The sequence below is a fragment of the Lysinibacillus sphaericus genome (assembly GCF_005217585.1).
GTDB classification, from domain to species: domain Bacteria; phylum Bacillota; class Bacilli; order Bacillales_A; family Planococcaceae; genus Lysinibacillus; species Lysinibacillus sphaericus.
In genome coordinates, this window is the sequence record NZ_SZPT01000002.1 from 1,353,870 (window position 1) to 1,379,175 (window position 25,306).

Here is a 25,306-nt window from a genome sequence, read left to right on the forward strand (position 1 = left end):
ACAAAAAATCCTCCTACTCTATCGTTGGGAACATTTTATGTGGCTTCATCAACCCTTCTTTTGTCGGATGAGCTTGATAAACCGCAAATGCTTTCCCTTTGATTCCAAACACAATTTTATCATGCACCTTTAATAATGCATCTGCTGGGAGCACTTGTCCATTGAAAATTTCTTTTTCAATCGATGATGTTATTTCAATATATGGATAGTCTGATAATGCATATTCTACTGGAAGAATACATGTATGAATTTGTTCATTTTCCATTAGTTCGGCAACTTGTGCTAGTGTAAAACAATTGTCTTGTATAAATGTGCCAGACGCAGTTCGTACAAGCTCTTGCATATGTGCAGGATAGCCTAGCGCTTCACCAATTTGTACAGCTAATGTACGAATATATGTGCCTTTGCTACATGAAATCCTTACAGGGAATGTAATTTCATGCCCTTCGTAAATTTCTTTATCATCAAGTAACTCTAACGCATAAATGGTCACCTGTCTTGTCGGTCTTTCTACCGTTTCGCCTTTACGAGCATATTCATATAGCCTTTTCCCATTGACTTTAACAGCTGAAAACATCGGTGGTGTCTGATTAATAACACCCGTTAAGGAAGCTAAGACATCCAGCAACTCGGCACGCGTAAACGCCTTATTTGTAGTATCTTCCTTAACCGTTTCCCCTTCTGCATCTTCAGTCGTCGTTGTTCGCCCAATGGAAATAACTGCCTCATAGGTCTTCCCTGCATCCGTTAAATATTCGGCAATACGTGTTGCCTGTCCGATACAGATGGGCAGAACCCCTTCTACTCCTGGATCTAAAGTGCCCGTATGGCCAACTTTTTTTGTTCGCAATATTTTTCGTAATTTAAAGACGCAATCATGACTCGTCATGCCACGTTCTTTCCAAAGCGGTAAAATACCGTTCATCTAAATCCCCCTTTTAGTACCATCACATGAAAAAAGCCTGCCTGCATGAAGATGCATGTGGCAGACTTTTACTGTTGTTATTCTTTGTGTAAACCACGTAGTAATGAATCAATGCGGTTACCATACTCAATCGATGAGTCAAATTCAAAGATTAATTCTGGTGTTCGACGTAAACGAATACGAGAACCGATTTCAGAACGGATAAAACCAGCAGCTTTTACTAAAGCTTTTAGCGTTTCCTCACGTTCACGTTCATTGCCTAATGATGTAATATAAATTGTCGCTTGTTGTAAATCACCTGTTACATCTACACCAGTAACAGTAACGAAGCCAACACGCGGATCTTTAATTTTACGGCCAATAATATCACCAAGCTCTTTTTTCATTTGCTCAGCAACACGGTTTGAGCGTAGAGACATAATTAGTCACCTCTATTTCGATGTTCAGCTATTTGCGTTAAGCGAATGACTATGTCAATAAAAGGTTTTAAACAAACCTAACACTTTCATTGACAATAACCATCCTAAATCTTACAAATAACCTTTGCTGCTTATAAATAGTCTCGCCACACATTAAGTTGTTCCCAAGACGGATTTGACTGCAAATAATGAAGGGCGTGATTGATTTCACGCTCTGCTGCGTCCTTCGAGGAAGAAACAGCAACAAGCGCTAATTTCGTACGCTGCCATACATTTTGATGGTCAATTTCGGCAATGGATACATTAAACTTCTGTTTTGTGCGCGTAATCATACGCTGTAATACAGCGCGTTTTTCCTTTAACGAATGGGCAGTTTGGATAATAAATTCTACCTCAACGTATACAATCATTATGCACGTTTAACTTCTTCCATAATGTAGGCTTCAATGATGTCGCCTTCTTTAATGTCATTGAAGTTTGTAATCGTAATACCACATTCGTATCCTCTTGCTACTTCTTTTACTTCATCTTTGAAACGTTTTAATGTATCTAATTCGCCTTCGAAGATTACCACGTTGTCACGAATTACACGGACACCAGAATCACGTGTTACTTTACCTTCTGTTACGTAAGAACCTGCGATTGTACCAACTTTAGATACTTTAATTGTTTGACGAACTTCCGCTTGACCGATGATTTTTTCTTCAAATTCTGGGTCTAGCATACCCTTCATCGCTTGCTCAATTTCTTCAATTACTTTATAAATAACGCGGTGTAGACGAATATCTACGCCTTCTTCCTCTGCTGCACGTTTTGCATTTGTATCTGGTCGTACGTTGAAACCAATTACGATTGCATTCGATGCTGCAGCAAGAGAAATATCTGATTCTGTAATTGCGCCAGCGCCAGTATGAATAATTTTCACATTTACGCCTTCTACATCAATTTTCATTAATGAAGCAGCCATTGCTTCTACAGTACCTTGAACGTCAGCTTTAACGATTAAGTTTAACTCTTTCATTTCGCCTTGACTCATTTGTTCAAATAAGTTATCAAGCGTGACACGTTGTTTTTCAGAACGTTGTGCTTGAATAGCTGTCATTGCACGAGTTTCCCCAACTTGACGAGCTGTTTTTTCGTCTTCGAAGACAACGAAGCGGTCCCCAGCTTGCGGTACATCGTTTAAACCTGTAATTTCGACTGGTGTAGATGGACCAGCTTCTTTTACGCGACGCCCTTTATCGTTAACCATTGCACGAACACGGCCATAAGCGTGACCAACTACGATTGGATCACCAACTTTTAATGTACCGTCTTGTACTAATAGTGTTGCAACAGAACCACGGCCTTTATCAAGCTGTGCTTCAATTACAGTACCAAGTGCTAAACGATCTGGATTTGCTTTTAGCTCTCCCACTTCGGCAACAAGTAATACCATTTCTAGCAATGTATCAATACCTTCACCTTTTAATGCTGAAATTGGCACGAAAATCGTATCGCCACCCCAAGCTTCAGGTACTAAACCATGCTCAGTTAATTCTTGCATTACACGATCAGGGTTTGCTGAAGGTTTATCCATTTTGTTGACAGCAACAATAATTGGCACTTCTGCAGCTTTTGCATGGTTAATGGCTTCAACTGTTTGAGGCATCACACCGTCGTCAGCTGCTACTACTAGAATTGTTAAGTCCGTTACTTTTGCACCGCGCGCACGCATTGTTGTAAATGCAGCGTGCCCTGGTGTATCAAGGAACGTAATCTTTTTGTCGCCTTCTGTTACTTGGTAAGCACCGATATGCTGTGTAATACCACCAGCTTCTCCAGCTGTCACTTTTGTATGACGAATTGAGTCAAGTAAAGTCGTTTTACCGTGGTCAACGTGACCCATAATTGTTACTACAGGTGGACGTTCTGATAATTCAGCTTCATTGACTTCTTCTGTTTGCTCGAAGTGAGTTTCTAAATCCGTAATATCTACACGGATTTCTTCTTCAACTTCTACACCGTAGTCTGCGCAAATTAATTCAATTGCATCCTTATCTAATTCTTGGTTAATTGTTGCCATTACGCCAAGCATAAATAATTTTTTAATGATTTCAGATGGTTCACGATATAATTTTTTTGCTAATTCAGCTACTGAAAGCGACTCAACAAAAGTAATTTTTTCTGGTAGTTCTTTTTGTTTGATTGGTAATGTTGGTTGATGCGTTTTTGGATGACGGCGTTTACCACCGTGGATTCCTGGTTTTGGACGTTGGTTGTATCCACCACCGCCTCTGCGATTATTATTATTATTGTTATTATTATTATTTTGTGTCATATTTCTATTTTGATTACCTTTAGTATTCTTAGATTTTTCGTTAGACGAATTTGAGTTTTGTTGCGTATTATAATGATTTGCTTTCGGCGTCGATGTAGCAGATTGCTGCTTTTGTCCATCTTGCTTTTTCACCGATTGCTGTGGTTTTTGTTGTCCATTCGCTTGCGAACGTTGTGTTACATTTTGAGTAGCTTGCCTTGCCTCTCTTTTCTCTGTCGGTGCTTTAAATGATTGATTTAACTTTGCCACAGTATCTTTTTCCAACATAGACATATGGTTCGTTACACTCACATTTAATTTACTTAGCGCTTCAATAACCTCTTTACTCGATTTATTCACTTGTTTGGCATATTCATGAACTCTGATTTTGGTCATCTGCTCACCCCCGATTATTTTTCGTTGAGTAGACTAGACAATTTACTTGCAAAACCTTTATCGGTAATAGCTAAAGCCACACGGGCTTCCTTACCTGTAGCATGTCCTAGATCATAACGATCGCCAATTACATGATACTCAACGTTGTAATAAGTGCATTTATCTTGAATTTTTTTACTAGAGTTTTTAGAAGCGTCGTTTGCAAGCAGTACAAGCTTAGCATTACCATTGCGGACTTCCTTTACTACTAACTCTTCTCCTGAAATAACTTTACGAGCTCTTGCAGCTATACCAAGCAAATTAAACACTGCTTGATTGGTCATAAAATAGCCTCCCTACGAATGAGCAACAATAGCTCTTCGTATATCTCTTCAGGAATTTTTGCATCAAGTTGGTGCCCTAAAACATTTTTCTTACGCGCGATGTCAACCGCCTGTTCAGACTTTGAAACATAAGCACCTCGTCCAGGCTTTTTCCCTGAAACATCTACGCTAACCTCGCCCTCTTTCGAGCGTACAACACGAATCATTGCTTTTTTTGGTAGCATTTCTCCAGTAGCTACACATTTTCGAAGTGGTACTTTTTTATTAACCGCCATAAGAATCACCTTTCCTCTCTGAAGCTTCGTAAGAGGTGGACCAGCCATAACCAAAACGCAAAGGTAGAATTTTGTGATTTGAACATTGCGGAGTACAATCCCGTCTCTCAACATTCAAGACCTTCGCCACAGTTCCTGGCTTTATTCAGTCGGCCCAGGACGCCCACTGAATAAAGCCAGGTGACCAGTCACACGGGCTTTCTTACTTATTCTTCGTCGTCTTGATATAAGTCAACTGTAGCTTCTTCGTAGTCACTATCATCAGCAGGTACGAAAGTGCTTGTTGCAGATGGATAAATCCCTAACTCACGTGCATCTGTTTCACTTTTAATATCGATTTTCCATCCAGTTAATTTTGCAGCTAAACGAGCATTTTGACCACGTTTACCAATTGCAAGAGATAATTGGTAATCTGGTACTACAACAGTTGTTGATTTTTCTTCTTCATTTACTTGCACATCTAAAACTTTTGATGGGCTTAATGCATTTGCTACAAATACAACAGGGTCTTCTGACCATTCAACGATATCAATTTTTTCACCATTTAATTCATTGACAATTGTTTGAACACGTGCACCTTTCGCACCTACACATGAGCCTACAGGATCAACTTCTTCGTTATGTGCATGGACTGAAATTTTAGAACGGTCTCCCGCTTCACGAGCAATTGACTTGATTTCTACAATGCCTTCATAAATTTCAGGCACTTCCATCTCAAATAATCGACGTAATAAGCCTGGATGTGTTCGTGAAACGATTACTTGTGGACCACGTGTCGTACGTTCAACCTTTGTAATATATACTTTAATACGATCATGTGGATGATACGTTTCACCTTGGATTTGTTCATTTTGTGGTAATGCAGCTTCTACTTTACCAAGACCCACGTAAATATTTCGCGCATCTAAACGCTCAACTACACCCGTTACAATGTCATCTTCACGATCTACGTATTGCTCATAAATTAACCCACGTTCTGCTTCACGTACACGTTGAGTAACGACTTGCTTCGCTGTTTGTGCAGCTATACGCCCAAAATTACGAGGCGTTACTTCCTGTTCAACAATATCTTCTAATTGGTAAGCTGGGTTGATGGCCTTAGCATCTTCTAAAGCAATTTGTAAACGGTCATCTTCTACTTCTTCAACAACATCTTTACGTGAAAATACACGAATTGAGCCTTTGTCTAAGTTTAAGTCAACACGAACATTTTGAGCTTGGTTAAAGTTGCGTTTGTAAGCTGTAACTAATGCTGCCTCTATCGCTTCGATTAACACATCTCTTGAAATTCCTTTTTGTTCTTCCAGCGCCGTTAGCGCATCTAACAAATCACTACTCATTTTATTTTCACTCCTAAATATGCATTATGCTGAAAAATCGATGGCAAGTCGTGCCAAAGCGATTTTTTCCTGTTCAATTGTTACTGTAATTTTGCGTGTTTTAATAGGTACTTCCATCACTAATGTATGTTCATCGTATGACGTTAAGTAGCCTTGGAATTCCTTCATGTCCTTAATGGGCTCATAGGTTTTCACATAAATAAATTTGCCAACGGCTTTTTTAAAATCAGTATCTTTTTTTAATGGACGTTCTGCACCTGGTGAAGATACCTCTAAATAATAATTTTGTGTAATAGGATCTTTTTCATCCAACAGTAAACAAAGTCGTTCACTAACTTGAGCACATTGGCCAATGTCAATTCCACCCTCAGGTGTATCTACATAAACACGTAAAAACCAGTTACGTCCTTCTTTCACAAACTCAACATTCACCAACTCAAGATTTAACTCTTCGACAATCGGTGTAGCAAGTTCTTCAATTAAAGATGGTACTTTGCTCATTGTTTCCTCCTGCATTTTCAATTTCAGGCGTAATAAAACAGAAATTCCACCAGTAATGTTGGTGAAATTTGACGGTCTTACCTGCTGTTAGTCTAAAAAATTTGTTTTGCTTCGGTATAACAACAGAAAAGAGCGGGAATGCCCCACTCTTTTGCTGGAAAACTATCAACAAATTATTACCATAAGGATAGCACAATTTACGTCACAATGCAAACTTCCTTATTTTAGACATTAGAAGAGCGATAACTGGTTCGCATCAGGCATACCTTCTAAACAACCTAATTGATCCATATACTCAATTAATGTTTTTGATACACGTCCACGTTGCTGTAAATCTTCTTTCGATAAGAACTCGCCATTTTCACGTGCCGCTACAATGGTTTTGGCAACGTTCGTGCCGAGTCCAGGAATCGCATCGAATGGCGGTATTAAAGAATTGCCATCAATAATAAACTCACTAGCCTGTGAACGATATAAGTCCACCTTTTGGAAGCTCATGCCACGCTCGCACATCTCCAGTGCAAGTTCCATTACTGTCAGTAAGTTTTTCTCTTTCGTCGAAGCATCTAAGCCCTTCATATTAATTTCATCGATTCTTGCACGTATCATTTGGGAACCTTGCGTCATCGCGATTAAATCAAAATCATCTGCCCTTACGGTAAAGTAGGCAGCATAATACAAGATTGGGAAATGCACTTTAAACCAAGCAATACGTACTGCCATTAAAACGTAAGCAGCGGCATGGGCTTTAGGGAACATGTATTTAATCTTTTTACATGATTCGATATACCAAGCAGGCACTTTATTTGCTAACATCTCTGCTTCAAATTCCTCTGATAAGCCCTTCCCTTTACGCACAGACTCCATAATTTTAAACGCTAGAGATGGTTCAAGCCCTTGGTAAATTAAATACACCATAATGTCATCGCGACAGCCGATTACTTCTTTTAATACACATGTACCATTTTGTATCAGCTCCTGTGCATTACCAAGCCATACGTCTGTTCCGTGTGATAGACCAGAAATTTGCACAAGCTCCGAAAATGTTGATGGTTTCGTATCTTCTAGCATTTGGCGAACAAATCGAGTACCAAATTCCGGAATGCCTAGTGTTCCGGTCTTACACCCAATTTGCTTTTCTGTCACACCTAGCGATTCAGGTGAACTAAAAATTTTCATAACAACCGGATCATCGGTTGGAATTGTTTTCGGATCAATGCCAGATAAATCTTGTAACATACGAATAACAGTCGGATCATCGTGTCCAAGAATATCGAGTTTTAAAATATTGTCATGAATGGAGTGGAAATCAAAGTGTGTTGTTCGCCACTCCGAATCTTGTGCATCCGCTGGGAACTGCACTGGTGAGAAATCATAAATATCCATATAATCTGGTACAACGATAATCCCACCTGGATGTTGACCTGTTGTTCGTTTAACACCTGTACAACCCTGTACTAAACGGTCTACTTCAGCACCTCGGAAATGAAGGTTATTGTCGCTCGCATAGCCTTTAACGTAACCATATGCTGTTTTCTCTGCAACAGTACCGATTGTTCCAGCACGGAACACATAATCTTCACCAAACAGTACTTTTGTATAGTTGTGGGCTTGCGGTTGGTATTCACCTGAGAAATTCAAATCGATATCAGGTACTTTATCTCCTTTAAAACCAAGGAAAGTTTCGAATGGAATATCTTGTCCATCTTTTTTATAAGGTGTGCCACATTCCGTACAATCTTTGTTCGGTAGGTCATAGCCGGAGCTAACAGAACCGTCATTGAAAAACTCGGAATGCTTACAATTTGGACAAATATAATGCGGTGGTAACGGGTTTACCTCCGTAATTTCCATAAAGGTTGCCACTAATGAAGAACCAACGGAACCACGAGAACCTACTAAATAGCCATCCGCAAGTGACTTTTTCACAAGCTTTGCAGAAATTAGGTAAATCACACCAAATCCATGCCCTAAAATTGACTTTAGCTCTTTCTCAATACGAGCTTTAACGATTTCTGGTAATTCTTCACCATAGATACGATGGGCCATCTCATACGTTAAATTGGTTACTTCATCATCAGAACCTTCAATTTTAGGTGTATATAAGTCATCCTTAATCGGCTTTACATCGTCAATCATATCCGCAATTTTTTGCGGGTTTGTAACGACGATTTCTTTTGCAAGATCAGGACCTAAAAAATCGAACTCTTGCAACATCTCGTCCGTCGTGCGAAAATGAACCGCTGGCAGCTTGGATCGATTTAAAATATTGGCGCCACCTTGAGAACCAATCAGTATCTGTCTAAACATAGCATCGTTCGGATCGAGGTAATGAACATTTCCTGTAGCAACTACAGGCTTATCCATCTTCTTGCCAAGTTTCACAAGCTTGCGAATAATATCCTCAATAGTCCATTCATCGCGCACGACATTACGTTCAATTAACGGAGCATATACAGCCTTCGGTTGTACTTCAATATAATCGTAAAACCTTGCGATTTGTTCCGCTTCCTCAGGTGATTTATTCATCATCGTCTCAAACAATTCACCATTACTACAGCCGGAACCAACTAACAGTCCTTGTCGATATTGTTCCAACGTCGCCCGTGTTACACGAGGGACACGATAGAAAGTTTTTGTATGCGAATGAGACACAAGCTTAAATAGATTTTTTAAACCGTCATTATTAACTGCTAAAATCGTACAATGCATTGGGCGCGCTTTTTTATAGGCATCACCGCCGCCAATATGCTTATTGAAATCATCGTGATATTTAATGCCGAGTTCATCCGCTTCTTTTAACAGATGCAATAATAAGTAACCTGTTGCTTCCGTATCATAAATGGCGCGGTGATGTTGCGTTAATTCAATGCCGAATTTTTTACATAATGTATTTAAACGATGATTTTTCATCGTAGGATGGAGCAAACGAGCAAGTTCTAGAGTATCAATTACTGGGTGAATCGTATCTTCTAGACCGTATTTTTTATAACCAGTATAGAGGAAGCCCATATCAAAAGAGGCATTGTGTGCCACTACGATTGCGTCTTCTATAAAGGCATGGAACTCATGAATCACTTGCTCCACTTCTGGCGCATTGCGAACCATCTCATCTGTGATGCCGGTCAATTCGATTGTTGTTGCAGACAATGCATGATGTGGATTTGCAAAACTTTCGTATTTGTCAATCACATGTCCGCCTTTAATTTTTACTGCTGCAAGCTCTATAATTGTATCGTAAGCAGTAGAAAGTCCTGTCGTTTCGACGTCAAACACCACATAGGTCGCATCGTCTAATGCACGATGCTCAGAAGCATACGCAATCGGTACACCGTCATCGACTAAATTAGCTTCTAAACCGTAAATTATTTTTATGCCATGTTTTTTGCCCGCACTATAAGCCTCTGGGAACGACTGCACGACCGCATGATCCGTTATCGCAATCGCTGGATGACCCCATTTCGCCGCTTGAGCCACTAACCTATCTACCGGTGTAACTGCATCCATTTGACTCATTGGTGTGTGCAAATGGAGCTCTACTCGTTTTTCACCTTCTGGCGCCTTGTCTTGTCGTGTTTCTTTTTTAATTTCATTAATATCATTTGCCATCACAATTAAATCACGAATAAAGGTATCGGTTTGAACCGAGCCACGTACTTTCACCCACATACCCTTTTTCAAATGCTGCATCAATTCCGCATCATCGTTATCCCGTGAGAACATTTTTACAACAATTGAATCCGTATAGTCCGTAATTTTAATTTGTAGAAGTGAGCGTCCACTTTTTAACTCTTTAATTTCGGTATCGAACACAAACCCTTCAATAATAACACGACGTTCCTCTTCCACTATGCGCTTAATTTCCATAATTTCATCGTCTTTAATTTGCATACCGAGCTGAAATGGACGATCACCGAGGGCTGCCAATGCCGGATTATCCTTTTTGTCCTGTTCACGTTTTTGGAAGTCTTGCATTGCTTGTTGAGCCATCGCTGCTTCTTCTAAACGTTTTTGCTCGATAAAAGCTTCTTGGGCTTCACGCATTTCTTCTGTTTCCTCTTGCAGCATAAAATCAAAGGCAATTTGCGGAAATCCAAATTGACTGTAACTAAGAGCTAGCTTTTCCGCATATTTCGTTTTCAGCATCATCAGTTCCATTTCCTGCACGCAGGATAACGTAATTTTTTGCCCATTCCACATCGGTATTTGCGATACAAGGCAATTTTTTAAGGTTGGTGCCATATCGTCGATTTGCTCAACAATGGTTAACCAATACGCTTGAATCAGCTCTTCCGTAACATTTTTTTCAACTGTTTCAAAAGTTGTTTCGATTTGGGCTATAGCAGCGAATTTTTCAGCTAGATGTGTACGAAATAGTTGATATAACGGAAATGGAAGTATGCCACGTAATTTAATATTAAAATGCCAGAGTCTATTTTTTTTATGCACAGTAAGACGGGCTAATTCGCCTTCTTCAAAAAAGGACATATAAACATCTTCTGTTAACTCTAGTTGTTGCAAGAGCATTTGAAATCTTTGTCTTGCTTCTTGTTGCTGTTCCAATCAATGACACCTACTTTCACTTTAATGGGCAAGAGTCTCTAATCACCACTTGCTCATTGTTATCTAGCAAATACTTTTTCAACTATGATGCAAAAAAATTCGCTCCCTTTCCACGGGCTATTCCAGCAAGCCTCACTTTGCTTTTATAGCAGTGAGATTTGCTTGGTTTCCCGTAGGAGTGTCGCGAATTCGTTTGCTTGTCCTCATTCATCTTCCAAAAGATGTTACTAGTAAGAACATCTATATCTTTTGGCTATTATGTTACCAAAGGATATTAATTTTTGCGGAAAAATTCATTTAAACGATCAATGACTTCTTCTTTTTTCCATTCAAATGTTTCACCTGTTTGACGGAATTTCACTTCGACAACACCTTCTGTTGCCTTTTTACCGACTGTTACACGAACTGGTAAACCTATTAAATCTGCATCTGCAAACTTAACACCTGCACGTTCCGCACGATCATCTAATAGTACATCATAGCGATATGATTTTAATAAGCCATATAACTCATTTGCTAATGAAACTTGTGTTTCATCTTTCGTATTAACAGGTACAACATGAATGTCATACGGAGCTAGTTGTATTGGCCAAGTAAAACCATTTTCATCTTGGAAATGTTCAGCTACGGCAGCTAAAATACGTGACACACCAATACCATAGCAACCCATAATAAACGGCTGTGCCTTTCCTTGCTCATCTAAAAATGTTCCATTCATTTTTTCAGAATAGGTAGTACCTAATTTGAAAATATGACCAACCTCGATACCTTCTGCAAATTTAATGATACCTTGTCCATCAGGAGATGGGTCTCCTACTTGGATAAAACGAATATCCAAGTATTCGTTGACAGCAAAATCTCGCTCTGGGTTAACATTTACTAAGTGGAAGCCGTCGTCATTAGCACCCGCTACCCCGTTACGAATTGATTTAATTGCATGATCTGCGACAACTTTGACTTCTACCGGTAATTTTACAGGGCCGATTGAACCTACGCCACAGCCTAGCAATTGACGAATAGCTACTTCGTCAGCAAGTTCTACAGAACCAGCATCTAGCGCATTTTTCAGTTTAATATCGTTAATTTCGTGATCGCCACGAGCAAGGACTACCACTAATTCGCCATCAACATTAAATACTAATGATTTAATAACATTTGAAGGTGCTACTTGTAAAAATGCAGATACTTCTTCAATTGTTTTTTGATCTGGTGTTGCTACTTTTTCAAGATCTTTTAATGCTTCATTGGCTGGTTGATATTCTACAGTGACTTCTGCCATCTCAATGTTTGCCGCATAATCGGATGTATCAGAGTATGCAATTGTATCTTCCCCAATTTCAGAAAGTACCATAAATTCATGTGTACCTTTACCACCAATTGAACCAGCATCGGCAATAACTGCACGATAGTTTAAACCAAGACGCGAGAAAATATTAGAGTAAGCGCGGTACATATCCTCATATGTTTCATCTAAGCTTTCCCGTGAAGCATGGAAAGAATAAGCATCTTTCATAATAAACTCTCTTCCTCGTAATAAGCCAAAACGCGGGCGTTTTTCATCGCGGAATTTAGTTTGAATTTGATAGAGTGTTAATGGTAATTTTTTATATGATTTAATTTCATCACGTACTAAAGTTGTAATGACCTCTTCATGTGTTGGTCCTAAGGCAAAGTCACGATCATGGCGATCTTTTAATCGCATTAGTTCTGGACCGTATTTTTCCCAACGGCCGGATTCTTGCCATAATTCAGCAGATTGCAATGCAGGCATTAATAATTCGATAGAATTGATGGCTTCCATCTCTTCGCGAATAATATTTTCGATTTTTGTTAACACACGTTTTGCAAGCGGTAAATACGAATATACCCCACTTGTATTTTGACGAATAAACCCTGCACGTAATAATTGCTTATGTGATTTTACATCTGCATCAGCAGGTACTTCACGTAGCGTTGGGATAAATGTTTTACTTTGCTTCATTCAGTGTTCCACCTTTTTAATAAATAAATTTATACTCTAATTAGCATAAACAAATTTAGCTTTGAACGCAATGTTTCAAAATAATTGCGCTCAAAGCTATTTTACATTTTATTTTCACTTTAGCCTAACTTTGTTTCGATGTTACGTTATAAACAGTCACGCATCATCTAAATATTGGAAATATAAAAGCCAATTGTCATTACGTACTTGCTAGAAGAAGAAACGTTGGATATCGTTCCAAGTTACAACCACCATTAATATCATCAGCAAGACGATACCTACAAAGTGCACCATTCCTTCTTTTTGACGATCAATTGGTTTGCCTCTTAAAGCCTCATAGCCAAAGAACAATAATCGGCCACCATCTAATGCTGGAAGAGGTAATAGGTTCATAATACCAAGGTTGATACTTAGCATAGCAGCAAAATTGATTAAGGCGAAAATGCCATATGTCGCCACTTCTTCCGTTGTTTTATAAATCCCTACAGGTCCTGATAATGCATCAATAGTAAATTGTCCTGTAATAAGCATACCTAGTAATTCAAAGATTTTAACCGTCATATTATACGTTTCTTGAGCTCCGTATACCACTGCTTTTAATGGGTTATAAACACGCGGACTTTCATACTTCACACCAATTTGTCCAAACGTCTCGCCTTTCTGCTTCACTGCTTTCACTGTCATATTGAGGTTTTCGATTTGCCCACCACGCTCAACCGTTACATTGATTTCTTGATTCGGGCGATTCTGTACAATGGCAGCTAAATCTTGCCACTTTTCAACTGCTTGTCCATCAATCGAAGTCACCTTATCTCCTGCAAGCATCCCAGCTTGTGCTGCTGGATCATTTGCTACCACTTCTGTAATAATCGGCTCGTATGTTGGTACACCGTTTATTAAACCAATAAGCAAATAGATGAAAAAGGCTAATATAAAGTTAAATAATGGTCCTGCAAAAATGGTCATTGCACGTTGCCCAACGGTTTTTGCGTTAAATTGACGATCATATGGCGCGATTACGGTTTCTCTGCCATTTTCTACAACAACACAATCTCTTGCAACACTGTAACGAACTAAATTTTCTTCCTCATCATAGCCTTCAATAAATAATTCTCGTTCTAAATCAGCTCGTTCCACCTCTAAAAATAATAAATCTGGTAATTGTCTATTATTTTGATTGAAGATAATTTTTTTGGCGATATTATCTTCATCGACAATAAGCCCTACACGGTAGCCAGGCTGTAATTCAATACCATCCATATCTTCGCCTGCCATGCGGACATATCCACCTATTGGCAATAAACGGACTGTATAAATTGTTTCCCCATGCGTCTTGCCATAAATTTTCGGACCCATACCGATTGCAAATTCACGCACCATAATTCCTGCACGCTTTGCAAATAGGAAGTGACCAAGTTCATGGAAGAACACGAGCAAGCCAAATATTAAAATAAATGCAATGGCTGTTTGCATAATACCCCACCTTTAAAAGCGAATAGTTAACGAAAGCTTCCTGTCGTTATTTTACCATGTCTAACACTATTTTTCTTGTTTCTCTGTCCACATGTAAAATTGTTTGCAAATCTGGCACGGATACATTATTGTGTGCCTGCATGATCCGTTCAATTGTTGCATCAATTTCAAGGAACGTTATTTTCCCTTGTAAAAATGCTGCAACTGCCGCTTCATTCGCAGCATTCATTGCCGTTAAAATGGTACCGCCTGTACGCCCTGCTTCGAATGCTAAGCGCAACGCAGGATACCGTTCAAAATCCATTTCTTTAAAATGCAGTTGACCAATTTGCGCTAAATTAAGACGTTGTCCATTTTGGAGCGGCATACGATCTGGATAGCTTAATGCATATTGGATTGGTACACGCATGTCCGGCGTACCAAGCTGAGCAATTACGCTAGTATCATGATACTCAACAAGAGAGTGAATAATACTTTCTCTGTGTAAAAGTACATCAATTTTATCATAAGGCATATCAAATAAAACATGTGCTTCGATTACTTCAAGCCCTTTATTCATCATAGTAGCTGAATCTATCGTAATTTTTGCACCCATTGACCAGTTCGGATGATTAAGTGCATCGGCAACCGTAACATGTTTTAACTCTTCACGTGTTTTGTCGCGGAAACTTCCTCCAGAAGCTGTAATGATTAAACGCTCAATATTTTTCGGGTTTTCGCCATTCATCGATTGGAAAATAGCCGAATGCTCACTATCCACTGGTAAAATTGTAGCATTGTATTTTTTTGCCTCTGCCATAACTAAATGACCTGCTGTGACAAGCGTCTCTTTATTGGCAATCGCAATTGTTTTGCCCATACGAATAGCAGCTAGTGTCGATTCAAGACCAACGCTACCGAGCACTGCATTCACGAGCACCGTCGATTCAGGATGTGTAGCAACCTCTACAAGCCCTTTTGCACCAAATGTAAAGTGTACTTGCGGGTAGTCTTTTGCGAGAATAAGTGCATCTTCCTCAAGCTGAACCGATACCAGTTCAGGCTTTAAAGTCTCTATCATTTCACGTGTTTTTTCTATGTTTTTTCCTGAAGAAAACGCTACAAGATGAAATGCATCACGTTGTTCTTTTAAAATATCATAGGTTTGCCAACCGATAGAACCAGTTGCACCCAATAAACTAATTTTTTTCACGACAAAACGTCCCCTTTTTCTATCTAAGCGATCTATTTCATAATTCGCATTTTCATCCATCATTGCGTCCCGATTTTATTCCAAGCTTGCTCGACAAGCAGCTGGCGTCGCCCTTTGGTGAGTATGTCGAGCTATTTACGGCTCGCTTTTCAAAGTGAGGTCGCCCGCCTTGCGCCCATCGATATATCTTTTCCTAAAACTATAGGCAAATGACGCTTCCTAACAAGGTCTTACATACTTAGCTACCGAATAAATGTAAAAAATGCAGTAGTGGCACGACAAATAATAAACTATCAAAGCGGTCTAGAATCCCGCCATGTCCTGGTAAAATATTGCCTGAATCTTTTACGTCAAAATGGCGCTTGATAGCTGATTCCACTAAATCGCCCATCTGACCAATTATCGAAGCAAAAATCGTGATCACAATAAGTGAAACATAACCGTTAGCAAATGGATAAATCGCTTGCATAGCTATAGCAAAAATAACCGCTATAACAATCCCACCAACAAAGCCTTCAATCGTTTTCTTCGGTGATATTTCAGGCCAAAGCTTATTTTTACCTAGTTTTCTACCTACAAAATAGGCTCCTGAATCTGTTGTCCAAACAACAAGTAAACAATATACAACAAATTCAAGACCATAGTTTCGCGTTTCGATTAAATAATGGAAACCTAATCCTACATAAAACGCCCCAAGCAAAATAAAGCCAACTTCATCAAATGTAATTTTATTTTTTACGAGGACTACATAAATAAGTAACAGCATGACCAGTCCGTAAATAACCATTAGAACCGATGAATAGCCGATTGCATGTACTACCTCATTTGCCCAATCTTTTGGTATGACAAGCATAATAAGCGTTAGTAACCCGATCATACCAGGTACTGAAAAAATCGAAATACCTTTCATCTTCAGTATTTCATAAAAGCCTACAACAGCCATTGCTAGTACAAGTAGTGTAAATGGCACCTTTCCATAAATAACAAATGGAATAAACAGTGCCGCGGCAATGATTGCTGTGATGATTCGTTGTTTCAAGATGTTTCTTCTCCCTTCAACCCACCGTAACGGCGATTACGTTTTTGATAGTTTTCCACCGCTTCCAGAAAGTTTTCCTCGCTAAAATCTGGCCACAATGTATCTGTAAACCAAAATTCTGTGTAGGCGAGCTGCCATAACATAAAGTTACTTAATCGTACTTCACCACTTGTACGAATGAGTAAGTCTGGCTCTGGTAGATGAGCTGTCATTAAATGAGCTGTCATACATTCCTCATTTATGTCTTGTATAGTTAATTGACCGTCCTGTACTTTTTGAAGCATCGTTTTCATGGCACTTACCATTTCTGAACGACTACCATAATTTAAAGCAAAGTTTAAAATTAACCCTGTATTATGCTTCGTCTCTTCCATTGCCTCATACAATGCTTTTTGTGTATGTGCTGGCAAGAGTGACGGATCTCCAATCATTTCAACTCGCACATTGCGCTCCATCATTTCCGGTAAAAAAGATCCTAAAAATTCTACAGGTAGACGCATCAGAAAATCGACTTCAGGCTTTGGCCGTTTCCAATTTTCTGTAGAGAACGCATACACTGTTAATACTTTTATGCCAAGATCAGATGCAAATCTAGTTACCTTCCGTACCGTCTTCATACCTTCATGGTGCCCAGCAACACGTGGCATGGCACGTTTTTTAGCCCAACGTCCATTTCCGTCCATAATAATCGCTACATGGGCAGGAATCGGCTCGCTTTTCGCAAGGGCAACACGTTCCTCCAATGATAGTGTATCCATATTTACTTGTTTACCTAATAGCTTCTTAAACATGCTAACTCCCCCACTACAACTAATCGGACGTATACTAACCTATCATAACAAACAAAAGTGCTTTTTGTCTTTTTTTTCCCTCTAATTGACTATGTATGAACTAGCTTATTTTAGAACAACACACATCTCAAAGAAAAATCTTGTCTTGCTACATTCAGCAACTGCTAATAAGCCAGAACAATGTAATTCGTATACTACGTGTAAACGAGTTAACCATTACGGCTCGTAGAGAGCAGGTGAAAATTGTAACACCGATAAGAAATGAATACTTTTACAATAAAAGAGAAAAGACGTCCTGTTATGTATAGGACGCCTTCATCTCATCAAAAAGTTCCATCATAGAAATGCAAAGCGCCTGCTTACACTTCTAGAATTTCTTTTTCTTTTTCTTTCGCTACTTGGTCTACTTTCACGATGAACTCATCTGTTAATTTTTGAATATCGTCACCGTATCCACGTAAATCGTCTTCTGTGATTTCGCCTGCTTTTTCAAGTTTTTTAAGATCATCATTAGCATCACGACGAACATTACGTACTGCGATTTTTGCATCTTCAGCTTCTTTTTTCACTTGTTTTACAAGGTCTTTACGACGTTCTTCTGTTAACGCTGGAATCATTAAACGAATAACAGAACCATCATTTGTCGGTGTAATACCGATATCTGACTTCATAATCGCTTTTTCAATTTCACCTAAAATGGATTTATCATAAGGTGTAATCACGAGTAAACGAGCTTCTGGTACTGCAACACCTGCAAGTTGATTGATTGGGGTTGGCGCACCATAGTACTCTACAGAAATACGGTCTAGTAGAGATGCGTTTGCACGGCCTGCTCGGATTGATGCTAATTCACGTGAAAAAGCAGCAATTGATTTGTTCATTTTTTCTTTCGCTTGTTCTAATACTTGTTTAGTCATTGTGCATTCCTCCTAACAACAGTTCCAATTTTCTCGCCCAGTACGGCACGTTTAATATTACCTTGCTCCGTAATTGAGAAGACAATTAACGGAATATCGTTATCCATACATAAAGTTGAAGCAGTTGAATCCATTACTTGTAACCCTTGCTGAATAACGTCTAAGTATGTGAGTGTATCATATTTGATAGCAGTAGTATCGACCTTTGGATCTGCAGAATAGACACCATCTACATTATTTTTCGCCATTAAAATCGCATCTGCGTCAATTTCCGCTGCACGTAATGCAGCTGTTGTATCTGTAGAGAAGAACGGGTTACCTGTACCTGCAGCAAAAATAACTACGCGTTTTTTCTCTAAATGACGAACTGCTTTACGACGAATATATGGCTCTGCTACTTGTGTCATCACAATAGAAGATTGCACGCGTGTTTCGATACCTAATTTTTCAAGAGCATCTTGTAATGCTAATGAATTCATAACCGTTGCTAGCATACCCATATAGTCAGCTGCTGCACGATCCATGCCCATTTCACTACCGATTTTCCCACGCCATATATTACCGCCACCTACAACTACAGCAACTTCTACATCAAGATCTACTACTTCCTTCACTTCTTCAGCAACAGACTTGATAATTTTTGGTGATAAACCGAAGCCAGCCTCTCCTGCTAACGCTTCACCACTTAGTTTAATAACTACTCGTTTATATTGTGGCACACTCATTGTAAACCTCCGTCAGACATTTATTTAAAACTTTTCTTTTCCTTTTCCATTATAGTATATCTAACAATAATTGCTAGCTGTGAATAATGGTAATAGAAAATTCTATCCTTTTTTAGCTCATCTCGGAAAAATAGGGAACACGTTATGTTGTGTTCCCCATTTTTGTCTAGAAAATCTAGTTATTATTTGATTAGGATCAAATGCAAGCCAATCCATCAACTGAACTAGTCTACAAATTAGTTACCTTTAACTTGGTTCATTACTTCTTCAGCAAAGTTATCTTCGCGTTTTTCGATACCTTCACCAACAGCGTAGCGTACAAAACCAGTTACATTACCGCCAGTTGAAGCAACGAAGTCGCGAACTTTTTGATCTGAATTTTTAACGAATGATTGGTCAAGTAAGCATACGTCTTCGAAGTATTTACCAAGACGACCTTCAACCATTTTTGCAACGATGTTTTCTGGTTTACCTTCGTTAAGTGCTTGTTCAGTTAACACTTTACGCTCACGGTCAACTTCTTCAGCAGAAACTTCTTCACGAGAAACGTAAGTTGGGTTAATCGCTGCGATATGCATAGCGATATCTTTAGCAGCAGAAGCATCTGTAGAACCTTCTAAAGATACTAATACACCAATACGGCCACCCATGTGTAGGTAAGAACCGAAAGCATCTGCATCAGTTTTTGTTTTTACTTCAAAACGACGAAGTGTAATTTTTTCACCGATAGTTGCTACAGCTGTTGAAATTTGGTCAGCGATTTTTACGCCTTCTGCATTTTCAAGCTCTACTGCAGCTTCTACTGATGCTGGTTTAGCAGCAAGTAATTGCTCAGCTAAAGAAGAAACTAATACTTGGAATTTATCGTTTTTCGCAACGAAGTCAGTTTCAGCGTTTACTTCAAGAATAATTGCTTCGTTACCTTTTTCTAAAATATAAGTTGTACCTTCTGCAGCGATACGGTCAGCTTTTTTAGCAGCTGAAGAAAGACCTTTTTCACGTAGGAAATCGATTGCAGCTTCTAAATCACCATCAGTTTGTACTAACGCTTTTTTACAATCCATCATACCAGCGCCAGTTTTTTCGCGTAATTCTTTTACTAATTGTGCAGTAATGTTTGCCATTTAGTGTTGCCTCCTCAAATTGGTTAAACTATTTATAGTGGTAGGTTCTAAAAAAGGTGATAAGGGTTCTGAGCCACTTATCACCTTTTTGTAAACGTGAATTACTCAGCAGCAGCTTCAGTAGCTGGAGCTTCTTCTTCACCTTGTTTTGACTCGATTAAAGCGTCAGCCATTTTAGCAGTTAAAAGTTTAACAGCGCGAATAGCATCGTCATTAGCAGGGATAACATAGTCGATTTCATCTGGATCACAGTTAGTATCAACAATACCTACTAGAGGGATGTTTAATTTACGAGCTTCAGCAACAGCGATACGTTCTTTGCGTGGGTCAACCACGAACATAACGTCTGGAAGATCGTGCATATCACGGATACCGCCTAAGAATTTAACTAGACGTTCGTGTTCTTTTTTAAGTTGGATTACTTCTTTTTTAGGTAGAACTTCGAAAGTTCCTTCTTCTTCCATTTTTTCGATAGCTTTCATACGTGCAACACGTTTTTGAATTGTACCGAAGTTAGTAAGAGTACCACCTAACCAACGTTGGTTGATATAGTAGTTGCCTGAACGTTCAGCTTCGTCTTTGATCGCTTCTTGTGCTTGTTTTTTCGTACCAACGAAAAGAACTTTACCACCGTCTTGACCAACTTGACGCATGAAGTCATAAGCTTCCTCTAATTTTTTAACAGTTTTTTGTAAGTCGATGATGTAGATCCCGTTACGCTCAACGAAGATAAATTTCTTCATTTTTGGGTTCCAACGACGAGTTTGGTGACCGAAATGTACACCAGCTTCAAGTAATTGTTTCATAGAAATTACTGACATGTGAATTTCCTCCTAGAATGTTTGGTTTTTTTCCTCCGCATTTATCACTTGCAACAAGCTACCCTAATCTTAGAGCACCACTTACTGCATCAAAATGCGTGTGTAGTAATAACACCATTTGCTACTATATCACAGCTTTATGGCATTCGCAACTGTTTTAGCTATGAAATTTCAATAAAAGCTCGATTTCTGTCTTTCCTTTTTGCAGCTTTTTCGCAATTTCTTCAGCAGTTTTTCCCTGCTCAGCCATTTGGACAATTTGTTGTTCCATCGTTAACGGCTTTGATTCTTCTTTTGGTAAACTATCAACCTTTGGCGCAGCCGTTTGCACAGCCGTCGTTCCTCCCTGTTGTTGACGAGAATAGGCATTCGCTACGATATTTTTCGGCATTAAAATACGTGGGTCACTATTAACAGTCACTGCCTTCATCTCACCATCGGTTTGTGACAAAGGCTGTCCTTGACTTTTAGGCACAGCTATTGGTTGTGCCTGTTGTCCAGTATCAGGTGTCATAGTAGGTTTTGGTACCACTTGCAACGCTTGAATTAGACGATTATTTTCATCCTTCATTTCAGCTAAATAGAGGCTAATCGTATCATCCATTTCTCGCATTAAGCGTTCCTGCTTTACTTCTAAATCTTTGAATTTCGCTAATTTCGTATTTAATATAATAATGAAATAAAATGATAGTAGCTGCAAAACAAAGAGAACAGCAATTAATATGGTTGTCATAGTAAACTCCTATCCACTAAAGTCCACGAAATTACCTTTGAACGGATGCTGAGCCTGTTTTTCTGGTTTTTCGTTATGGTTCTTTTTCTTTTTACGCGTTCCTTTTATATACTCGCCACCCGCTTCTTCCTCTTCGCTAATCTCCGTCATACCTTCTGAAGTATTTACAGCTTTTTGCTTGCGCTCTAATTCCTTTTTTAACGCTTCATTTGCATGTACTTGTTGAGCTAAAGTTTGTTGTTGTGCCTGATCTGCCATTTTACCCGCTTCAAACGTTTTTGGAATAGCTATTTGTAATTCGACACCTTTTAAACTCATTAAAATTCCTCCCTCAACAATCCGTTAGATACTATACATTAATCATTTCATTGGACAATAGCTTTCGCAACTTAAATAATGCTTTTGAGTGAATTTGAGAAATACGTGATGTTGACAATTCGAGCATTTCACCTATTTCAGTTAGTGTCAACTCTTCTGTATAAAATAAACTTAGTACGAGCTGCTCTTTATCATTAAGCTTTTGTATATTTACCGCTAAATCATCGAGTAACTCCGATTTTATTACGACTTGCTCTGGAGTCTTTGTCGTATCATCACGGATTACAAAGGACTTCCCCTCTGCTTCTTCCTGATCTTGTTGCTCATTGATGGAGAGTACATTTGAGAAGAAATGCTCCTGCACCGTTTGGTATACGTCTTCCACAGGTAACTCCATATGCTGTGCAAGCTCCTCAGGCGTCACATGGCGCATTAACTGTTGTTCTAATTGTTCAATCTTGGCATCCATCTTTTTGGCCTTTTCTCGTGCAGAACGAGGTAGCCAATCCTCTTTACGCAAGCCATCGATTATAGCGCCTCTCACCCTAAAAGAAGCATATGTATCAAACTTTAAGTCTCGATTTATATCAAATTTATTTAAAGCATCAAATAGACCTAGCATGCCTAAGCTTGTTAAATCGTCACGCGATACGCTTTTAGGTAAACCTGCACCAATTCGCTGCACATGGTAAGTCACAAGAGAAGTATATTTTTTTATTAATAAATCACCCGCATCAGGATCACGTTCATTCACCCATCGATTCCACAGCTTTTGTTCATCGTTTAGAATTGGTTGTGTCATAAAATCCACCTCTCTACTTTGCGCCTGTTTGCACGGACTTTTTGCGCTTTCCTCTCAAATGCTCCAAGGCGCCAATAGTTCTGTCGCTTTGTTAACGCTGTACGCTTGAAAATTAAAAAACATACACATGTCTATCAAAAAGAGACTCACTTATCACATTTTGAGTATTTTGCTTACAATGACTGACAGATTTAGATACAAACCTATGCCATTCTTTCCTTTTATTATAACAACATTCGACTATAATTTCATATGATTCTCTAACACTATTCTATTATTAATAGCTGTTCTATTTTAGGCAGAAGAAAACTGCCTCCAATAATTAGACGACAGCTAACATTAGAGGCAGTTTAAAGTGTTCTGGCTTATGCATTTACTTGTTGTTCATCTTCACGATGCATCATCGTTCGAACGGTTTGTGCAATATCTTCTGTGCTTTCATCTTGAAACTCAACCGTTGAATTTGTCGTAGAAGTTTCTTTCCCCTTCTCATCGACGACAGAAGCACTATTTTCTTCTAGTCCACTGTCATCTTCCGACGGGTCGGCAGTTGGTGTAAATAACACATACGCAATTAAAAACCTTACGATATACATGACAAAAAATACGATAATTGCTGCTACAAATGAACCGATGATAATACGTAATGGTGTATAGGGCTGTTGCAGTGTCATAAAGAAATAAAGGGAAAAGGCAATCAATGCCCCCCACAGGTTATAAAAAATAGAACCAAACATTATATTTCACTCACTCCTTGGTTAACCGTTCGAATATGTAACATCGACGTAGCAGGGTTAAATTCAATTGTTCGACCGCTATTACCGCCCGTATTTTCGGCTACTAAAGGAATTCCATGACGTTTTAATTCAAACTTTACAGCCTCCACATTACGAGGACCGATGCGCATTGAATCTTTGTCGGACGTAAATTGAAACATTTGCGCACCCCCCGCAATTTTTGCCTTCAGTTTAAATTTTTGAACACCCTCTAGCTTTAATAAATCAATCATAGCTGAAATGCCCGTATCTGCAAATTTCGCTACATTTATTGACTCTGCTCTACCTAAACTTGAATCTGGTAGCATGACATGTATTAAACCAGCTATTTTCTTTGACTCATCGTATAAAATAACGCCTACACAAGAACCAAGTCCTGAAGTTCTAATCGTGTTCGGAAATTTCGCTACATCCATTTGAGCAATTCCAACTTTTATTACTTGTCCATTATTATTGTTGTTAAGCATAGGCTATGAAACTCCCAATGCTTTAAAAATAGCATCAAAAGAATCTGGATCAGGCAGTAAGAAGAAATGTCCCCTAACTGTTTCATGATCCTCCACACCGTCTTCAAAAATGGATGTATTAATTACGATGACATTATCACTCACATGCGATAATTCAATTAAGCCAATACTAATAATAGCACCAAACATATCTACACTTAGACCAGGCACAGTTGGATAAATTTTTAAATTTGTAAAATCTGATAACGCGGATAAATATGAACCAGATAAAATATTCCCCATTTCCTGCATGGCAGATAAACCTAACTCCGAAACAGGTGGGTTTTTAAAGTCGAATGATTCATCCTGTATTAGACGTCGGATAAAGCGATTAGCTTGTTCAATCGGAAGTATGAAAAACATGCTTCCTTCAGCATCTCCCTCAATGCGTAAAAAAATCCCAACTACAACGTTTTCAGAACCACCAGCAAGCTCCATCATGTCATTAAACGACACCATTTCAACCTTCGGGACACGCATATCGATTTTTTTACCAAGTAAATTGGAAAGAGCTGTTGCAGCATGGGCAGCTCCAATATTTCCAATTTCCTTTAATACGTCTAAATGTAGTGATGTAATCTTTTGATTAAGTGTCATAATCGAATCCCTACTTTAGTGGATTTAATACTTTCTCTAAATGTAATAATATTAATAATCGTTTACCTATTTTGGCTACGCCAGAAATAAACTCTTCTTCAAGAGATCCTACTACCTCTGGTTGAGGTTCGATTGAGCTTGCTGGAATATCCAACACATCGTTCGCTGAATCTACAACAAAGCCTACTTCCATGTCTTCTAAAGAGATAATGATAATACGAGTCGTTTCTTCGTGCTCAGAGATTGGTAATTCAAAACGTTCGCGTAAATCAATAATTGGTGTTACGACACCTCGTAAATTGATGACACCTTTTACATATTTCTCTGTTTTAGGTACACGTGTAATATGCATCAGTTTCTCGATACCTTGGACGTGTGATACTGGAATCGCATATTCCTTATCTGCTAATTGGAAGACAATTACTTTAATATTTTCTTGTTCAACTGCATTTGTCATAGTAAACACCTCT

25 protein-coding genes are annotated in these 25,306 nt (G+C 38.8%); all 25 read right to left on the bottom strand.

What is annotated here, in order from left to right; genetic code table 11:
- Nucleotides 1–13: 13 nt before the first annotated feature.
- A complete protein-coding gene (gene truB / locus FC748_RS12085) occupies nucleotides 14–925 on the bottom strand; it encodes a tRNA pseudouridine(55) synthase TruB (protein WP_108029529.1) in 912 nt (303 codons plus the stop codon).
- Nucleotides 926–1,002: 77 nt separating this feature from the next.
- Nucleotides 1,003–1,344, bottom strand: coding sequence for a 30S ribosome-binding factor RbfA (gene rbfA, locus FC748_RS12090; RefSeq protein WP_024361990.1), 342 nt, complete (start codon nucleotides 1,342–1,344; stop codon nucleotides 1,003–1,005).
- A 131-nt stretch (nucleotides 1,345–1,475) separates the two neighbouring features.
- Nucleotides 1,476–1,754 (bottom strand): DUF503 domain-containing protein, encoded by a 279-nt coding sequence (locus FC748_RS12095; protein WP_024361991.1) that lies wholly within the window; start codon nucleotides 1,752–1,754, stop codon nucleotides 1,476–1,478.
- Nucleotides 1,754–4,039 (bottom strand): translation initiation factor IF-2, encoded by a 2,286-nt coding sequence (infB, locus tag FC748_RS12100; protein WP_025218810.1) that lies wholly within the window; start codon nucleotides 4,037–4,039, stop codon nucleotides 1,754–1,756. The genes FC748_RS12095 and infB overlap by 1 nt, the downstream gene beginning before the upstream one ends.
- A 14-nt stretch (nucleotides 4,040–4,053) precedes the next feature.
- On the bottom strand, nucleotides 4,054–4,362 hold the full coding sequence (locus tag FC748_RS12105; RefSeq protein WP_024361993.1) for a YlxQ family RNA-binding protein: 309 nt from the start codon (nucleotides 4,360–4,362) through the stop codon (nucleotides 4,054–4,056).
- Nucleotides 4,359–4,637 (bottom strand): RNase P modulator RnpM, encoded by a 279-nt coding sequence (rnpM, locus tag FC748_RS12110; RefSeq protein ID WP_024361994.1) that lies wholly within the window; start codon nucleotides 4,635–4,637, stop codon nucleotides 4,359–4,361. The genes FC748_RS12105 and rnpM overlap by 4 nt, the downstream gene beginning before the upstream one ends.
- Nucleotides 4,638–4,843: 206 nt before the next feature.
- Entirely contained in the window at nucleotides 4,844–5,977 is a 1,134-nt protein-coding gene (gene nusA, locus FC748_RS12115) for a transcription termination factor NusA (RefSeq protein ID WP_024361995.1), read from the bottom strand.
- Between the two features lie 24 nt (nucleotides 5,978–6,001).
- Entirely contained in the window at nucleotides 6,002–6,478 is a 477-nt protein-coding gene (gene rimP, locus FC748_RS12120; protein ID WP_024361996.1) for a ribosome maturation factor RimP, read from the bottom strand.
- 231 nt (nucleotides 6,479–6,709) lie between these two features.
- On the bottom strand, nucleotides 6,710–11,041 hold the full coding sequence (locus FC748_RS12125) for a PolC-type DNA polymerase III (protein WP_024361997.1): 4,332 nt from the start codon (nucleotides 11,039–11,041) through the stop codon (nucleotides 6,710–6,712).
- Nucleotides 11,042–11,315: 274 nt separating this feature from the next.
- Nucleotides 11,316–13,022 (bottom strand): proline--tRNA ligase, encoded by a 1,707-nt coding sequence (locus tag FC748_RS12130; protein ID WP_108029528.1) that lies wholly within the window; start codon nucleotides 13,020–13,022, stop codon nucleotides 11,316–11,318.
- A gap of 210 nt (nucleotides 13,023–13,232) precedes the next feature.
- Entirely contained in the window at nucleotides 13,233–14,495 is a 1,263-nt protein-coding gene (rseP, locus tag FC748_RS12135) for an RIP metalloprotease RseP (RefSeq protein WP_024361999.1), read from the bottom strand.
- A gap of 46 nt (nucleotides 14,496–14,541) precedes the next feature.
- Complete coding sequence (gene dxr, locus FC748_RS12140) at nucleotides 14,542–15,687, bottom strand: 1-deoxy-D-xylulose-5-phosphate reductoisomerase (RefSeq protein WP_025218805.1); 1,146 nt, start codon at nucleotides 15,685–15,687, stop codon at nucleotides 14,542–14,544.
- Between the two features lie 238 nt (nucleotides 15,688–15,925).
- Entirely contained in the window at nucleotides 15,926–16,726 is an 801-nt protein-coding gene (locus FC748_RS12145) for a phosphatidate cytidylyltransferase (RefSeq protein WP_025218804.1), read from the bottom strand.
- Nucleotides 16,723–17,517 carry an undecaprenyl pyrophosphate synthase gene (locus FC748_RS12150; protein WP_024362002.1) on the bottom strand — a complete coding sequence of 265 codons (795 nt, stop codon included), beginning with the start codon at nucleotides 17,515–17,517 and terminating at the stop codon, nucleotides 16,723–16,725. The genes FC748_RS12145 and FC748_RS12150 overlap by 4 nt, the downstream gene beginning before the upstream one ends.
- 359 nt (nucleotides 17,518–17,876) lie before the next feature.
- A complete protein-coding gene (frr, locus tag FC748_RS12155) occupies nucleotides 17,877–18,434 on the bottom strand; it encodes a ribosome recycling factor (RefSeq protein ID WP_108029527.1) in 558 nt (185 codons plus the stop codon).
- Nucleotides 18,431–19,159 carry a UMP kinase gene (gene pyrH / locus FC748_RS12160; protein ID WP_024362004.1) on the bottom strand — a complete coding sequence of 243 codons (729 nt, stop codon included), beginning with the start codon at nucleotides 19,157–19,159 and terminating at the stop codon, nucleotides 18,431–18,433. Before pyrH ends, frr begins: the two co-directional genes overlap by 4 nt.
- A gap of 236 nt (nucleotides 19,160–19,395) precedes the next feature.
- Complete coding sequence (gene tsf / locus FC748_RS12165) at nucleotides 19,396–20,283, bottom strand: translation elongation factor Ts (RefSeq protein ID WP_069510104.1); 888 nt, start codon at nucleotides 20,281–20,283, stop codon at nucleotides 19,396–19,398.
- A gap of 101 nt (nucleotides 20,284–20,384) precedes the next feature.
- Nucleotides 20,385–21,104, bottom strand: a complete 720-nt coding sequence (rpsB, locus tag FC748_RS12170) for a 30S ribosomal protein S2 (RefSeq protein ID WP_024362006.1) — start codon at nucleotides 21,102–21,104, stop codon at nucleotides 20,385–20,387.
- Nucleotides 21,105–21,261: 157 nt separating this feature from the next.
- Nucleotides 21,262–21,837: a DUF6115 domain-containing protein gene (locus FC748_RS12175; protein ID WP_108029526.1), complete on the bottom strand. Its 576-nt coding sequence runs from the start codon at nucleotides 21,835–21,837 to the stop codon at nucleotides 21,262–21,264.
- 9 nt (nucleotides 21,838–21,846) lie between these two features.
- Nucleotides 21,847–22,155, bottom strand: coding sequence for a hypothetical protein (locus FC748_RS12180; protein ID WP_024362008.1), 309 nt, complete (start codon nucleotides 22,153–22,155; stop codon nucleotides 21,847–21,849).
- 31 nt (nucleotides 22,156–22,186) lie between these two features.
- Nucleotides 22,187–22,957, bottom strand: coding sequence for a FliA/WhiG family RNA polymerase sigma factor (locus tag FC748_RS12185; protein ID WP_024362009.1), 771 nt, complete (start codon nucleotides 22,955–22,957; stop codon nucleotides 22,187–22,189).
- 365 nt (nucleotides 22,958–23,322) lie between these two features.
- Nucleotides 23,323–23,694, bottom strand: coding sequence for a hypothetical protein (locus FC748_RS12190; RefSeq protein WP_108029525.1), 372 nt, complete (start codon nucleotides 23,692–23,694; stop codon nucleotides 23,323–23,325).
- Complete coding sequence (locus tag FC748_RS12195; protein ID WP_024362011.1) at nucleotides 23,694–24,200, bottom strand: chemotaxis protein CheD; 507 nt, start codon at nucleotides 24,198–24,200, stop codon at nucleotides 23,694–23,696. Before FC748_RS12195 ends, FC748_RS12190 begins: the two co-directional genes overlap by 1 nt.
- Before the next feature lie 3 nt (nucleotides 24,201–24,203).
- A complete protein-coding gene (locus tag FC748_RS12200; protein WP_024362012.1) occupies nucleotides 24,204–24,836 on the bottom strand; it encodes a chemotaxis protein CheC in 633 nt (210 codons plus the stop codon).
- A 10-nt stretch (nucleotides 24,837–24,846) separates the two neighbouring features.
- Nucleotides 24,847–25,293 (bottom strand): chemotaxis protein CheW, encoded by a 447-nt coding sequence (locus tag FC748_RS12205; protein WP_024362013.1) that lies wholly within the window; start codon nucleotides 25,291–25,293, stop codon nucleotides 24,847–24,849.
- Between the last annotated feature and the right edge of the window lie 13 nt (nucleotides 25,294–25,306).